Origin of the sequence: Lacimonas salitolerans (assembly GCF_042677865.1) — a bacterium.
Taxonomy (GTDB): domain Bacteria; phylum Pseudomonadota; class Alphaproteobacteria; order Rhodobacterales; family Rhodobacteraceae; genus Lutimaribacter; species Lutimaribacter salitolerans.
In genome coordinates, this window is sequence record NZ_JBHUDD010000135.1 from 1 (window position 1) to 14,453 (window position 14,453).

A 14,453-nucleotide genomic window follows, 5' to 3' on the forward strand; every position below is an offset into this window, starting at 1 on the left:
TGCCTCGATTTTCTCCCAGCTCCAAAACAACTCTCGCCGCCTCGGTCCCGCCCCAACCGCGCCTCAGCGCCGCCGGTGAAGGGCTATTTAAGGAAAGCGCCGACAGAGCGCAAGAGGTTTTTTCGCTCTCTGTACGATTTTTCTGACCAAACCTGAAAATCTGCTGAAAAGCAGGCATTTTCGCGTTTGACGGCCAATGATCCCATGGAACCGGTCAAACGCCAACTTGTCGAGATTGCTGTGGAAACCTGCGGCCGGGGCGTTCGGAACAGATGTTTGCCAGATGGCTTCGCCGTGAAGCCACCAGTCCATGATGCGGCGATCCGCACCATGGCTACGGCGACAGACCTTTCATCCATCATGATCCGGCGCACCTCGACGGCCGTCGCCACACGCGCGGGTCGTCCGGGCCTTGTGGCGCGGCTCCGGCGAACCGTTTCCACGCAGTGGGCAGGGCCTGTCCGTGATACACTGGTCGGAATTTCAAACCGCAGTTCATTCGAATCACTCAATTCAAGGGCAGTATGTTCATGGCTCAAATCGACCGTTACGAAGCAAATGTGGCGCTGGTAGCAGCGGATTCCGAGCGCCTGTCCAGCTCGCTCCAGGCGCTGGATCTGGCCCAGATCACCGCCGAGGCCGCACTGAACCTGCCCGACACACTGGCCAACCGCCTTGAGACCCGATCCTCGGCGATCCGGCTCAACCAGACCATCGTGAACGTTCTGGACGGATTGCCCTATGGAATCGGTTTCGCCGTTCGCCAGATCGACCGCGTGTCCGACTCGCTGGGCGATGCGCTTGGGGCGCAGGTCCGCATCCTGCGCAATCTTGGTGACAGCTGGGATCCGGTCCGGACAAAGGTCGAGTTTGCGGGTATCCTGATCGGCACGGCCAACACCGCTGTCCAGCCGGTCCAGGTGTCGCTGCAGAACCGCGTCACAGAGCTGGAGTTGCTGCGCGATGCGATGGGATCCGAGATGCTTCCTGCGTCGTCGGACATCATCCCGCGCATGGCAGAGTTCAATCTTTCTGCCGAAGCGTGGCAGGAGGTCCGCCAGACGGCGCTGGACCTTCTGCCTTCCATCGACGCCTTGGCCCGGAACATCGAAGACGCCGGCACAGCGTTGAGGGCAAACCTGCCGTCACTTGCACAGCTCGACGCCAGGCTCGATTCCGCGCTCGGCGTGTTTCAGGGTGCGGCCAATACCCTGCGCAACATCTACGACAGCCTGAACATCAACATCAATCTCGGCTTTACCAGGATCAACCTGATCTCTGCCATCGACACGATCGCCAGCTTTGCCGGGTTTATCCAGAACACGATCGAAGGAATCGTGATCGATATTCTTGAACGCGTTGGGTTCAACACGAACATCTTTGGTGGAGTGGAAAACGCGGTTCTCAGCGCCCTCAACCCGCTTTTTGCGCAGTTTGCCGGGCTGGGCGCAGCCACGGCAGCTATTCTGGAGGATCTGCAGGCCCTCATCTCGACCGTGACCACCCAGATCGAGGCCGCCTTCCTTGCCATCGCCGAGGCCATCGGGATCGATACGCTGTTTGCGAACGAGTACGCGGCGCCGGATGGCGGGATCATGGTTATCAGCAACCCGGATTCGGAATATGCGATCTTTGGTGGCTCGGGGAACGACACCTTGCGCGGCGGCGCAGCGACAGGCGACCTTTTCGTCTTCGGTGCCGAGGGCGACGACTACATAGAAAGCGGGGCTGGCGATGACGAGCTGTTCGGCAATGCCGGTGACGACACGCTGAACGGTGGCGCGGGCGACAATCTCTTGATCGGCGGGCCCGGTATCGACACCGCCGTCTATACCGGGCTGGACCTTGCCGACATCGCGCTGTCGGTGAACGGCGACCTGTTGATAATCGCCGCCCCCGATGGCACCGACCGGGTACAGGGGGTGGAGTTCTTTACCTTCGATGACGGGGTGCGCAGTCTGGCCGACCTGCTGAACGGGGCACCGCGTGCCCTGACCGGCACGGGCGGAGATGACCTGATCACCGGGTTTGCCGGCAACGACACGATCCGCGGCGGCGCAGGCGATGACACAATCAACGCCGGCAGCGGGTTTGATCTGGTCTATGGCGGGATGGGCGACGATCTGGTCCGCGGTCTGAACGGATTCGACACGCTCCATGGTGATCGCGGCAATGACACGCTGCTTGGCAATGCCGGCAATGATCTGTTGTTTGGCGGTGCCGGTGACGATCTGCTGAACGGCGGCATCGGTTTCGACGAGATGCATGGTGGTTTGGGTAATGACACGCTGGCCGGGCTTGAGGGATTCGACACGCTCTACGGCGGATCAGGCAATGACAGTTTGCAGGGCAATGCAGGCAATGACGTGCTGTACGGCGGAGGTGGGGCCGACCGTCTGGAAGGCGGGATCGGGGCGGATATGCTGCATGGCGATGCCGGCAACGATCTGCTGTTTGGTGGCAGCGGGTTCGATGTTCAGTATGGTGGCGCCGGTAATGACACGGTCTATGGCAACGCAGGCAACGATACGCTGGATGGCGGCGCCGGCAATGACCTGCTCTTCGGCGGTCTCGGAGCGGATACGTTTATCTTTGGCGTGGGCTATGACCATGACCGCATCGCCGACTTCCAGACCAACATCGACATCATCAATTTGCACGCCGACCTTCTTGGCAGTGGCAATCCGGCAGCGACTGACCTGATCCCTTTCGCCGGGCGCACTGCCGACGGCTTTCTGATCCTCGACTTCGGGGACGGTGACACGCTGACCTTTGCCGGGGTGACGAATACCGGGGCCATTCTGGACAACGTGGTATTTGTCTGATCAGACGACGACCGGGCTTTTGGCTGGCAAGTGCAAGGTCATGCTTTCCTTGCGGGATCGAGGTCGGGCACAGAGTTTGTGATCTGTGCGATGGCCTTATCGATGTCGGCCATGACCCTGATTGCCGCCTGCTGCTTGACCGGACCATAGCCGCGGATATCCATCACCATCGCGGCGATCCGCGCGGACTGCGGCAGGGTTTCGGGCGTCAGCCCTGCCACCAACCGCTCCAGCAGGCGATGATAGTCATCGATCAGCGCCCGTTCCATCCTGCGTTCGGCAGTGCGGCCGAATACATCCCACCGGGTGCCGCGCAGATGCTTCATCCTTGCCAGCATACGGAATGCGGGCTGCATCCACGGGCCAAAGGCGCGCTTGACTGGGCGGCCCCGCGCATCCGTCCTGGCCGGGATCATCGGCGGCGCGAGGTGATGTTTGACGGTGAACTTGCCCTCGAACCGGTCTTTCAGACTGTCATAGAACCCGGTGTCGCTGTGCAGGCGGGCGACCTCGTACTCGTCCTTGTAGGACATCAGCTTGAACAAACCCTTCGCTGCCGCCTCGGTCAGGGCCCCGGCCTCTCCGGCCACATTCGTTTCCGCGCGGCGCACCTTTTCAATCGCCGCACGATATGAGGCTGCCCAAGCCGCATCCTGATAGTCCGTCAGGAAGGCGGCACGGCGGTCAATCATCTGTTGCAGGGTCTGGACCGTACTCACCGGCAGGTTGGCCGCCTTTTCCACTGCGGCCCTGTCATGCACCACAAGCCTGCCCCAGGTGAAGGCATCCTTGTTCAGCTCGGGCTTGACGCCGTTCAACTCGATCGCACGCATCAACGACGCATGGCCGAGCGGAACAAGCCCGGCCTGCCACGCCGCCCCCAGCATCATCACGTTGGCAAAGACGGTATCCCCGACCAGCGCCTCGGCCAGCGCATTGGCATCCAGCGTGTGCAGCCCCTTTGCATCCACCGTCTGCGTGATCGCCTCCAGTCGTGCCGTCGCGTTCAGGTTGGCATCGCGGTTCTGCACCAGATCGCCAGTGGGCATCTGCGCCGTGTTCACGACCGCGCGGGTCAGACCCTTAGCATAGGTGGCCGAGGCCTTGGGCGAGGTGCTGACAACCAGATCGCAACCGATCAGCGCATGGGCCGTGCCGGGTTCGATCCGCGCCTGGTTGATGCCTGCCGTACTGCCTGACATGCGAATATAGCTCAGAACCGGGCCGAACTTCTGGGCGAACCCCATGAAATCCAGAACCGACGCGCCCTTTTGTTCAAGATTGGCCGCCATGGCGATCAGCTGACCCACGGTGACCACGCCGGTGCCCCCAACGCCGGTGACAAGGATGTCCCACGGCGTTTCAAGACCGGGCAGATCAGGTGCGTGCAAGGTACCGGCCAGGGCGTCGAACGTGGCGCGATCCGCCCCGGCGCCGGATTTGCGCAGCGTGCCGCCCTCGACCGTGACAAAGCTGGGGCAGAACCCGTTCAGGCAGGTGAAATCCTTGTTGCACGAGTTCAGGTTGATCTTTCGCTTGCGGCCAAACTCGGTTTCCACCGGCTCGACGCTCAGACAGTTGGATTCGACCGAGCAGTCGCCGCAGCCTTCGCAGACCAGCGGGTTGATGACGGCGAATTTCTTTGGGTCATCCATCTTGCCCCGCTTGCGCAGGCGGCGTTTTTCCGTGGCGCAGGTCTGTTGATAGATCAGGACGGTGGTGCCCGGTATCTCGCGCAATTCACGCTGTATGCGGTCCAGTTCGCGGCGGTGTTCGATCCTGACACCCGCCGGAAAATCGGACTGGCGAAACCCCTCGGGCTGGTCCGAGACGACAACCAGCTTCTTCACCCCTTCGGCCAGCATGCTGTGCGCGATCTGATGCACCGAGATCGGCCCGTCCACGGACTGCCCGCCGGTCATCGCCACGGCATCGTTGAACAGGATCTTGTAGGTGATGTTCGTGCCCGCCGCGATCGCCTGTCGCACCGCCAGCGAGCCGGAATGGTAATAGGTACCTTCGCCAAGGTTCTGGAACACATGCCGGTTGCCGTTGAACTTCGACCGCGCGACCCAGTTCACGCCCTCGCCGCCCATCTGGATCAGCGAGGTGGTGTTGCGGTTCATCCAGCTTGCCATGAAATGACAGCCGATCCCGGCCAGCGCCTGACTGCCCTCGGGCACCTTGGTCGAGATGTTGTGCGGACAGCCCGAGCAGAAATAGGGCGTGCGCGCGGCACCCTGCACGTCGATCAGGCTGGGTGGTGTCGCGGCGGCCTCGGCCACGGGTGTCAGGTTCAGATCGGGAAAGTTCCGGTCCAGCCGGGCGGCGATGATCCGGGCCAGCATCACCGCGCCCAACTCGTGCGTCCAAGGCACCAGACGCGCGCCATGTTCGTCATACTTGCCGACCATGCGGTTGGGCTTTTGGCCGGGAACATCGTAGAAATGCTCTTTTAGCTGGCTTTCGATGATGCCGCGCTTTTCCTCGATCACCAGCAATTCCTGCTTTTCGGCGGCAAAGCGCAGCGCGCCCTGCCCCTCCAGCGGCCAGACCATCCCGACCTTGTAGATGTCGATGCCGATCTCGGCCGCGCGGGCCCGGTCGATGCCCAGCAGGCGCAGCGCCTCGAGCACATCAAGATGCGACTTGCCGGTGGTCACGATCCCGAACCGGGCATCATGGCCCCATTCGGCCCGGTCGATCGGATTGGCGCGGGCAAAGGCCAGAACCGCCTCTTTCTTGTCCTCCATCCGCTCTTCGATCTGGGGGCCAGGCAGGTCCGGCCAGCGATAGTGCAAGCCATCCTTGGGCGGGGTATAGTCGGGGGCGACGAACACGCGATCCTTCGGCAGGTCGAACGACATGCCGCTTTCGACCACTTCGGAAATTGCCTTGAACCCGACCCACATCCCCGAAAACCGCGACAGCGCGTATCCCCATTCGGCAAAGGGCAGGAACTCGGCCACGTTTGCCGGGTGCAGCGTCGGCATGAAAAAGTTCATGAAGGCCACATCCGACTGATGCGGCATCGAGGACGAGACACAGCCGTGATCGTCACCCGTCACCACCAGCACGCCCCCGTAGGGCGACGCGCCATAGGCATTGCCATGCTTGAGCGCATCCGCCGCCCGGTCCACCCCCGGCCCCTTGCCATACCACAATCCGAAAACGCCCTGGCACGTCCGGTCAGGGTCGGTTTCCACCTGCTGGGTGCCAATCATCTGGGTCGCGGCAAATTCCTCGTTCACAGCGGGCAGAAACTCGATGCCCGCCTCGGCCACCAGTTCCTGATGGCTGCCGATCTCAAGGTCGACCCCCCCGACCGGAGAGCCGCGATACCCCGAGACATACCCGCGCGTGTCCAGACCCGCCGCCCTGTCGCGACGCGCCTGATCCAGTGCGATGCGAACGATGGCCTGCGTGCCGGTCAGGAACACGCGGCCGCTGCTGCGCGTGTAGCGGTCGGACAGTTCGTAGTTGTGCAGGATCGGCGTCTGGTCGGTCATGGTTCCCCCTTGTCTGGCGGACGATGCCAGATCAGCTTTGACCAAGTGTACGCCAATCCTGTGATATGTGCTTTCACTCTGGCTCTCATCAGGGCAGGATATGATCAGAAATTCTCACAGTTGGGGAGAGGATGAAAAAAATTTATCAACTTGATGCGGTTGAGCTGAAAATGCTGCCAATCCTGCAAACCGATGCCTCGCTCAGCGTGTCCGACCTTGCCGAGGCCACGAACAGTTCACCCGCGACGTGCTGGCGCAGGCTGAAAAGCCTCGAGGACAACGGGGTGATCGGTCCACCCGTGCGGATCGTGAACCCGGCCCGGATCGGCAGGAACATGGATGTGTTCTGTCAGGTGCGGATGAAATCACAGGATGCGGCGGCCCGAGACGCACTGAAACGCGCGGTCGAGCAAGAGCCGACAATTGTCGAGGTCTATTCGACATCGGGCGACTGGGATTACATGCTGCACCTTGTCGTGCGCGATATCGAGGATTTCGAAACCATCCTGATGCGCAGGATCCTCGAACTGGACTGCGTCGCCAATACCTCGACCCTGTTTGCCTTGCGGCGCATCAAGCACACGACGATGATCCCGGTCAGCTCGGACACAGGTCGCTAGTCGGCAATTGTCGCGACAGATCGCCGTGCATTATCGCTAGAACCAGGCCGTCGAACCGGGATCGCCACGGAGCCAGAGAATTATTGCCGCTTGGGTGATGTGAATGCTTGTGCGCCCTACGTCACTTTTTCAACTGGCCCCATCACGGTATCATGCGTGCTGAAATCGCCAAATTTTGCCTTTCAGGCAAAGCGCAGACCCATTAACCTGACGCAACCTAGCGCACCGCTTTTGCCAATTCATATCTGACCGGGAAATTTGGTAGCGGAGGAGGGACTTGAACCCCCGACACGCGGATTATGATTCCGCTGCTCTAACCAACTGAGCTACTCCGCCACTGAGTGACGCGGGATTTATGGGACAAGGCCGGTGTGGTCAAGCCCGGAAATCGCGCTTTTTCATCTGGCAAACCTCAAGCTTGCCGATCAGTCCCACATCCATTCGAAGAAACCCGGTCCTGCCTCGTCCAGCAGGTCGCGCGCCATGGCCTGTGCCAATGCCACACCGTCCGTGATGGGGGCGGTGCGATCGGCCCCGATCCGGTCGGACCCGTCTGGGCGCAGCACCTCGCCGCGCAGGCGCAGGGTGTTGCCGTCAAGCTCGGCCAGACCGGCGATGGGGGTTTCGCACGAGCCGTCGAGAGCCGCCAGAAACGCGCGCTCGGCTGCCAGCCGCTGACCTGTCTGGCCGTCATGGATCGCTTCAAGCATGGCGGCCGAATCCAGATCGTCGGTGCGACGTTCGATCCCGATGGCACCTTGTGCGATGGCGGGCAGCATGTCCTCGGGAGCGATGGCCTGCTTGGCGACCTCGGCCATGCCCAGCCGGTTCAGCCCGGCCTGTGCCAGGAATGTCGCCTGCGCCACGCCATCTTGCAGTTTTTTCATCCGGGTCTGCACATTGCCGCGAAACTCGACCACCTGAAGATGCGGAAACCTGTTGAGCAACTGCGCGCGGCGGCGCAGCGAGGACGACCCGACAATCGCGCCCTGCGGCAGATCCTGCAGGCTGTCTGCCGTCACGCTGACAAACGCATCGCGCGTGTCCTCGCGCGGCAGGTAGCAATCCAGCATCAGGCCGGCGGGTTGCTGCGTCGGCATGTCCTTCATCGAATGCACGGCGATGTCGATCCGGCCTTCGGTCAACGCCTCTTCGATTTCCTTGGTGAACAGACCCTTGTTGCCGATCTCTTTCAGCGGGCGGTCGGCGTCGATCATGGCGCGGTTGTCGCCCGTGGTCTTGATGACCACGATTTCGAACGCCTCTTCGGGCAGGGAGAAGGCGCGCATCAGCCGGGTGCGGGTTTCATACGCCTGCGCAAGGGCAAGCGGCGAACCGCGGGTTCCGATCCGAAGGGGCGAGGCGGGGCTGGGCAATTGTGTCGTCATGCGCATTGCTTAGACGTGTCAGGTTGCCCTGACAAGCGTCCTGCGCTTGACATTGTGTCGTCGGGGGGGGACGACAACACAAATGCGAAAGGACAGCCCATGGCAGACAAGACGATCCTGAAGGCTTTGGCCGGTGAAACTCAGGCCACGCCGCCGATCTGGATGATGCGGCAGGCCGGAAGGTATCTGCCCGAATACCGCGCCACGCGCGCGCAGGCCGGGGATTTTCTGTCGCTGTGCTACAATCCCGATCTGGCCGCCGAGGTGACGTTGCAGCCGATCCGCCGCTACGGGTTCGACGGGGCGATCCTGTTTGCCGACATACTGCTGATCGGACAGGCGATGGGCTCGAAACTGTGGTTCGCCGAGGGCGAAGGCCCGCGCATGTCCACCATTACCGATGCCGCCGGGGTGGCCGCCCTGCGCCCCGCCTCCGACGTGCACGAGACGCTTGCGCCCATCTATGAAACCCTGCGCATCCTGTCGCGCGAACTGCCGCGCGAGACGACCTTGATCGGCTTTGCCGGGGCCCCCTGGACCGTCGCCACCTACATGATCGGCGGCAAGGGCAAGGACGAGCAAAAGGCGGCCCATGCCTTCAAGGCGGCGGATCGCGCGGCATTCGCCCAGTTGATCGACCGCATCGCCGACGCGACGGTGGAATACCTGTCGGCACAGATCGACGCCGGGGCCGAGGTGGTCAAGATCTTCGACAGTTGGGCCGGCAGCCTGAAGGGCCAGGATTTCGCCGATTTCAGCGAGGCCCCGATCGCGCGCATCATCCGCGACCTCAAGGCGCGCCACCCGTCCACCCCCATCATCGCCTTCCCGCGCGAGGCAGGCGACGGCTATATCGGATTCCACAAGCGCACCGGGGCCGATTGCGTGGCCGTGGATGACAGCGTGGATGCCGCATGGGTGGCGCAGAACGTGCAGGTCGATGGCTGCGTGCAGGGCAACCTGAAATCCAGCCACATGGTCACCGGCGGTCAGCCGCTGGTGGATGAAACCCGCCGCATCGTCGATGCGCTGAAGGGCGGGCCGCATATCTTCAACCTTGGTCACGGAATCACCCCGGATGCCAACCCCGACAACGTGCAGCTGATGATCGACACGGTGCGCGGCATGTAATCGACCCGGGTGGGCCTTCTGGCCCACCCTCGGCATCACCCCCGCGATGCCCGGTTGACCAGCCAGACGCCGGTGACGCAGACCGCCATGCCGGCCATTGCCACGGGCGTCATCACCTCGCCCAGAACCAGCCACGCAACCAGCATCGCCAAGGGTGGCACAAGATACATCAGCGACGATATCTTTGTTGCATCGCCCCGCTGCACCAGCCCGACAAAGAGGCTGATCGAGACGATGGAATTGGCAAGGATCAGATAGGCCAGCGAAATCGCCAGATCGCCGGTCCAGATCACCTGTCCCAGCCCGAACCACAGCGCCACCGGGGCCATCACGGCAAAACCCACCGCGTATTGCACGATGCCACCGACGATCGGATCGGTGCGCCGTCCGTGCCATTTTTCAAACAGCGTGGCGCCGGTGATTGCCAGCAGCGCCGCCACGGCGAAAGGCACGGCGACCCACGGGCTTGGCCCCACCGTGCGCCCGCCCAGAATCACGATCACCACGCCCAGCAATCCCAGCAGCAGGCCCAGCCACAGCCGAACTCCCGCGCGCCCTGCCCCAACCAGCGGCGCAAGCGAGGCGACGAGAATCGGCTGCAACGCCATGATCAGCGCCGTGGTGCCCGCGTTCATGCCGTTTTCCATCGCCACATAGGCCCCGCCGAAATACAGGCACTGGATCACGAAGCCCGAGATCGCCACCACCGTCCAATGCGCGGCGTCTCGCGGCCAGACCGGGCGATGCACCAGCAGCACGGGCAGCAACACCAGCACCGCCAGACCATAGCGCAGCGCCAGCAGGGTCATCGGCTCGATATAGGGCAGGCCAAGCTTGGCAAAGGTATATCCCCCCGCCCAGAACAGCACGAAGATCACCGGCGCGGCGCGCCAGAACAGGCTATCGTCCTGATCGGGGGATGAAACACTCATCCCCGCACCAAAGAGCAACCGGCGCGCGGCTGCAACTGCGAAAACGATGTTTCCCTGCCATTAACGATCCCAGACAAAACCGCTGTATTGTCTGCCCATCGCCAAAGTCCTGCCCGATTTCAGCACCATACACGGCGTTGAAAAAGAATGATTGAGGGTATCGACGCATGGACCGATTGACCGAAATGGAGGCATTTGCCACCGTCGTGGATCAGGGCGGGTTCACGGACGCCGCCAAGAAACTGGGCATCTCCAAATCCGCGGTGTCAAAGCATGTGTCGAGCCTTGAGGCCCGTCTGGGCTCACGTCTGCTGAACCGCACCACGCGGCGCGTCAGTCCGACCGAGATCGGCCTTGCCTATTACGACCGCGCCCGCCGCGTGCTGAATGACGCGGGCGAAGCGGATGCGCTGGTCACCTCCATGCAATCCGCGCCCTCGGGGCTGCTGCGGATCAGCGTGGCCACCGATTTCGGCGTGAATCACCTGTCGCCCGTTCTGGGCAATTTCCTGCAGGAGTATCCCGAGATCACGGTGAACATGGTGCTGAACAACCGCTACGTCGAACTGATTTCCGAAGGCTTCGACATGGCCGTGCGGATCGGCGATCTGGAAGACAGCAGCCTGCGCGCCCGCAAGCTGACCGAGACGACAAAGCGGATGATCGCCGTGCCGTCCTATTTCCAGAAATACGGACGCCCGCAGAAGATCGACGATCTGAACGATCACAAGCTGCTGCATTACTCGAACCAGTCGGCGGGCAACGTGTGGAAACTGACCGCGCCCTCGGGCGAGAAACGGCAGGTCCGCACCGCCGGCTGGCTGAGCGTGAATGACGGGCAATCGCTGCTCAATGCCTGCATCGCGGGTCTGGGCATCGCCTATCTGCCCTCGTTCCTCTATGCGGATGCGATGGAAAAGGGGCTGGTCACGGACGCGATCCCCGACCTGCCGGTGGAAACCCAAGGCATCTTTGCGGTCTACCCGCCGGGCCGGTTCACCCAGCCCAAGGTGCGCGCGTTCATTGATTTCCTTGTCGACACATTCAACGACAAGGGGCCTACGGATTGGTAAATGGTGATCTGGTTGGGAAAAGGCGCGCGGGCATCCCACGCGCCTTTTTTCGTTTGTGACGATGGCACTGCCCGCCCCGTCCCCTTTTCGCACACCATCCCTGCCCCCACATATGCCGACCGATGGACAGCATCCGCGCAAGGCGTTAGGACACGGCGATGGCCCAGACAAAATCAGACCCGAACTACAAGGTGATCGCGGAAAACCGTCGCGCGCGGTATGATTATGCCATCGAGGATGACCTGGAATGCGGCATCATCCTGGAAGGGTCCGAGGTGAAATCGCTGCGCGTTAACAGCGCCAATATCGCCGAAAGCTATGCCATGGTCGAGGATGGCGAACTGTGGCTGACCAACAGCTACATCGCGCCCTATGTGCAGGCCAAGACCTTTGGCCATGACGAGCGGCGCAAGCGCAAGCTGCTGGTATCCCGCAAGGAACTGGCCCGGCTGTGGAACGCCACGCAACGCAAGGGCATGACGCTGGTGCCGCTGGTGATGTATTTCAACCATCGCGGCATCGCCAAGCTCAAGATCGGCATCGCCAAGGGCAAGAAGAACCACGACAAGCGCGCGACCGAGGCCAAGCGCGACTGGAACCGCCAGAAACAGCGCCTGCTCAAGGATAACTGACGCGCCCTTGCCAGCCTCCCGCCCTCATTGTAGGCAATAGGCCAGACAATTCCGGGGGATCATCATGGCACAGGACGACCCAAAGACACTGGTTTCCACCGACTGGCTGGCTGCGCATCTCAAGGATCCTGATCTGCGGGTGATCGATGCGACATGGGCGCTGCCGCAGATGGGCCTCGACGCGTTGGCGGGTTATCAGAATGCGCATATCCCCGGTGCACGCTTCTTTGACATCGACGAGGTGTCGGATCACCGCTCGGCCTTGCCCCACATGGCCCCGCCGGTGGAAAAATTCATGAGCCGGATGCGGGCGATGGGCGTGGGCGACGGCCATCAGGTTGTCGTCTATGACCAGATCGGCACCCACTCCGCCGCGCGCGTCTGGTGGACATTCCGGCTGATGGGGCAGGACAATATCGCCGTGCTGGACGGGGGTCTGCCCAAGTGGCTGGCCGAGGGGCGCCCGGTCGAGGACATGGCCCCGATGATCCGCGACCGTCACATGACGGTGCGCCGTCAGGCCCATCTGGTGCGCGATGTGACACAGGTGTCCTCTGCCTCGAAACTGGGCGATCACGAGATTCTGGATGCGCGCTCTCCCGGGCGCTTTGCCGGGGTGGACCCCGAACCGCGCGAGGGTCTGCGCAGCGGTCATATCCCCGGATCGAAAAACGTGCCTTTCCAGATGCTTCTGAACGACGATGGCACGATGAAATCCCCCGATGCCCTGCGCGCCGCGTTCGCCGATGCGGGTGTCGATCTGTCCAAACCCGCGATCACCACCTGCGGATCGGGCATCACCGCCGCCATCATCAGCCTTGCGCTCGAGCGTATCGGCAAGACCGACCATTCCCTATATGACGGGTCCTGGGCCGAATGGGGGGCCTTCCCCACCCTGCCCGTCGCAACCGGAGAGACATGATGTTTTCCTCGCTCAAGGAACAACCCGCCGACAAGATCCTGCAACTGATGCAGTTGTACAAGGAAGACCCCCGCGACACCAAGATCGACCTTGGCGTGGGCGTCTACAAGAATGCCGAAGGCGTCACGCCGGTGATGCGCGCGGTCAAGGCCGCCGAAAGGAAGGTCTGGGAAGAACAGACCACCAAATCCTATGTCGGCCTGCCGGGAGATCCGGCTTACGGCGATGCCATGATCGATCTGGTTCTGGGCAACGCCGTTGCGCGCGATCTGGTCTCGGCGGCGGCGACTCCGGGTGGCACCGGCGCGGTGCGCCAGGCGTTCGAAATGATCCGCATGGCCAATGCAGATGCCCGCGTCTTCGTGTCGAACCCGACTTGGCCAAACCACGTCAGCATATTGAAATATCTGGGTATTCCCATGGTTGAATACCGCTATTTCGATGCCGACACCGGCGGTGTGGACTTTGACGGGATGATGGCCGATCTGGGCAGTGCAAAGCCCGGCGATGTGGTTCTGCTGCATGGCTGCTGTCACAACCCGACCGGGGCCAACCTGAACATGACACAGTGGCAGGAGGTGGTGACCCTGCTGAACCGCACCGGGGCGATTCCGATGATCGACATCGCCTATCAGGGCTTTGGTGAAGGGCTGGATGAAGACGCCGCCGCGACCCGGCTGGTGGCCGCCTCCTGCCCCGAGACCCTGATCGCGGCAAGCTGTTCCAAGAATTTCGGCGTCTACCGCGAACGCACCGGCATCCTGATGGCCGTAGCGCAGGACAGCGGGCTGCGCGCGCTGACCCAGGGCACGCTCAACTATCTGAACAGGCAGAACTTTTCCTTTCCGCCGGATCATGGCGCACGGGTGGTGACAACGATCCTGCAAAGCCCCGAGCTGCGCGCCGACTGGGCGGCGGAGCTGGAGGATGTGCGCCTGTCGATGCTGGGCCTGCGCGAGCAACTGGCGGGCGAGTTGCAGCGCCTATCCGGGTCGGATCGCTTTGCCTTTCTGGGCCAGCATCGCGGCATGTTCTCGCGCCTTGGCACGAGCCCCGAGATGGTCGAGCGGCTGCGGGCCGAGCATGGGATCTACATGGTGGGCGACAGCCGGATGAACATCGCCGGGCTGAATCAGACCACTGCGCCGATTCTGGCCAAGGCGATCATCGACGTCGGAATCTGACGCTCACATTCCATACGCATCCTGTGCACGGATCATGCATATGCGGGTGCGTATGGTTTTTTGCGATTTCCAATCAGGGCAGCGCCGAAATCTTGCCAAGATTTCGGGCCGCTTTCTTTCAAAGAAAGCGGCTCTGTCGGCTCGCCCATTCGGTCTAGTCACCTGAGTCTGAAGTTCCTGCCAGTGTTTTCTGGCAGAACCTTTTGACGGAGGCGAGGATTTCGTCGGCGGACTTGA

At 62.2% G+C, this 14,453-nt stretch carries 10 protein-coding genes and 1 tRNA gene; 7 read left to right on the forward strand and 4 right to left on the reverse strand.

The window, feature by feature from the left end; genetic code table 11:
- Positions 1–530: 530 nt before the first annotated feature.
- The gene (locus tag ACFTOW_RS14640; RefSeq protein WP_379916976.1) at positions 531–2,825 is read left to right on the forward strand and encodes a hypothetical protein; all 2,295 of its coding nucleotides are present in this window, start codon (positions 531–533) and stop codon (positions 2,823–2,825) included.
- Between the two features lie 38 nt (positions 2,826–2,863).
- On the opposite strand, the gene ACFTOW_RS14645 is transcribed toward ACFTOW_RS14640, so the two are convergent.
- Positions 2,864–6,334, reverse strand: a complete 3,471-nt coding sequence (locus ACFTOW_RS14645; RefSeq protein WP_379916978.1) for an indolepyruvate ferredoxin oxidoreductase family protein — start codon at positions 6,332–6,334, stop codon at positions 2,864–2,866.
- Between the two features lie 131 nt (positions 6,335–6,465).
- Here ACFTOW_RS14645 and ACFTOW_RS14650 point away from each other — a divergent pair, with 131 nt between their 5' ends.
- On the forward strand, positions 6,466–6,954 hold the full coding sequence (locus tag ACFTOW_RS14650; protein ID WP_379916980.1) for an Lrp/AsnC family transcriptional regulator: 489 nt from the start codon (positions 6,466–6,468) through the stop codon (positions 6,952–6,954).
- A gap of 259 nt (positions 6,955–7,213) precedes the next feature.
- On the opposite strand, the gene ACFTOW_RS14655 is transcribed toward ACFTOW_RS14650, so the two are convergent.
- Both ACFTOW_RS14655 and hemC read right to left on the reverse strand, forming a co-directional pair.
- Positions 7,214–7,290, reverse strand: a tRNA-Met gene (locus ACFTOW_RS14655).
- An 89-nt stretch (positions 7,291–7,379) separates the two neighbouring features.
- Complete coding sequence (hemC, locus tag ACFTOW_RS14660) at positions 7,380–8,342, reverse strand: hydroxymethylbilane synthase (RefSeq protein ID WP_379916982.1); 963 nt, start codon at positions 8,340–8,342, stop codon at positions 7,380–7,382.
- A 99-nt stretch (positions 8,343–8,441) separates the two neighbouring features.
- Here hemC and hemE point away from each other — a divergent pair, with 99 nt between their 5' ends.
- A complete protein-coding gene (hemE, locus tag ACFTOW_RS14665; RefSeq protein ID WP_379916984.1) occupies positions 8,442–9,473 on the forward strand; it encodes a uroporphyrinogen decarboxylase in 1,032 nt (343 codons plus the stop codon).
- A 35-nt stretch (positions 9,474–9,508) separates the two neighbouring features.
- Here the strand turns inward: hemE and ACFTOW_RS14670 are convergent, their stop codons facing one another.
- Positions 9,509–10,405, reverse strand: a complete 897-nt coding sequence (locus ACFTOW_RS14670; RefSeq protein ID WP_379916986.1) for a DMT family transporter — start codon at positions 10,403–10,405, stop codon at positions 9,509–9,511.
- A gap of 167 nt (positions 10,406–10,572) precedes the next feature.
- On the opposite strand from ACFTOW_RS14670, the gene ACFTOW_RS14675 reads away from it, so the two are divergent.
- The 4 genes from ACFTOW_RS14675 to ACFTOW_RS14690 all read left to right on the forward strand — a co-directional run bounded on the left by ACFTOW_RS14675 (position 10,573) and on the right by ACFTOW_RS14690 (position 14,216).
- Positions 10,573–11,478, forward strand: coding sequence for a LysR family transcriptional regulator (locus ACFTOW_RS14675; protein ID WP_379916988.1), 906 nt, complete (start codon positions 10,573–10,575; stop codon positions 11,476–11,478).
- Positions 11,479–11,636: 158 nt separating this feature from the next.
- On the forward strand, positions 11,637–12,110 hold the full coding sequence (gene smpB, locus ACFTOW_RS14680) for an SsrA-binding protein SmpB (protein WP_379916990.1): 474 nt from the start codon (positions 11,637–11,639) through the stop codon (positions 12,108–12,110).
- Between the two features lie 64 nt (positions 12,111–12,174).
- Complete coding sequence (gene sseA / locus ACFTOW_RS14685) at positions 12,175–13,032, forward strand: 3-mercaptopyruvate sulfurtransferase (RefSeq protein ID WP_379916992.1); 858 nt, start codon at positions 12,175–12,177, stop codon at positions 13,030–13,032.
- Entirely contained in the window at positions 13,032–14,216 is a 1,185-nt protein-coding gene (locus ACFTOW_RS14690) for an amino acid aminotransferase (RefSeq protein WP_379916994.1), read from the forward strand. Before sseA ends, ACFTOW_RS14690 begins: the two co-directional genes overlap by 1 nt.
- The last annotated feature ends 237 nt before the right edge of the window (positions 14,217–14,453 follow it).

Coding starts and splice junctions, on each gene's coding strand:
- ACFTOW_RS14645 (WP_379916978.1), bottom strand. CDS start 6,334: ATGACCGACCAGACGCCGATCCTGCACAACTACGAACTGTCCGACCGC.
- hemC (WP_379916982.1), bottom strand. CDS start 8,342: ATGACGACACAATTGCCCAGCCCCGCCTCGCCCCTTCGGATCGGAACC.
- sseA (WP_379916992.1), top strand. CDS start 12,175: ATGGCACAGGACGACCCAAAGACACTGGTTTCCACCGACTGGCTGGCT.
- ACFTOW_RS14650 (WP_379916980.1), top strand. CDS start 6,466: ATGAAAAAAATTTATCAACTTGATGCGGTTGAGCTGAAAATGCTGCCA.
- ACFTOW_RS14640 (WP_379916976.1), top strand. CDS start 531: ATGGCTCAAATCGACCGTTACGAAGCAAATGTGGCGCTGGTAGCAGCG.
- ACFTOW_RS14690 (WP_379916994.1), top strand. CDS start 13,032: ATGTTTTCCTCGCTCAAGGAACAACCCGCCGACAAGATCCTGCAACTG.
- ACFTOW_RS14675 (WP_379916988.1), top strand. CDS start 10,573: ATGGACCGATTGACCGAAATGGAGGCATTTGCCACCGTCGTGGATCAG.
- ACFTOW_RS14670 (WP_379916986.1), bottom strand. CDS start 10,405: ATGAGTGTTTCATCCCCCGATCAGGACGATAGCCTGTTCTGGCGCGCC.
- hemE (WP_379916984.1), top strand. CDS start 8,442: ATGGCAGACAAGACGATCCTGAAGGCTTTGGCCGGTGAAACTCAGGCC.
- smpB (WP_379916990.1), top strand. CDS start 11,637: ATGGCCCAGACAAAATCAGACCCGAACTACAAGGTGATCGCGGAAAAC.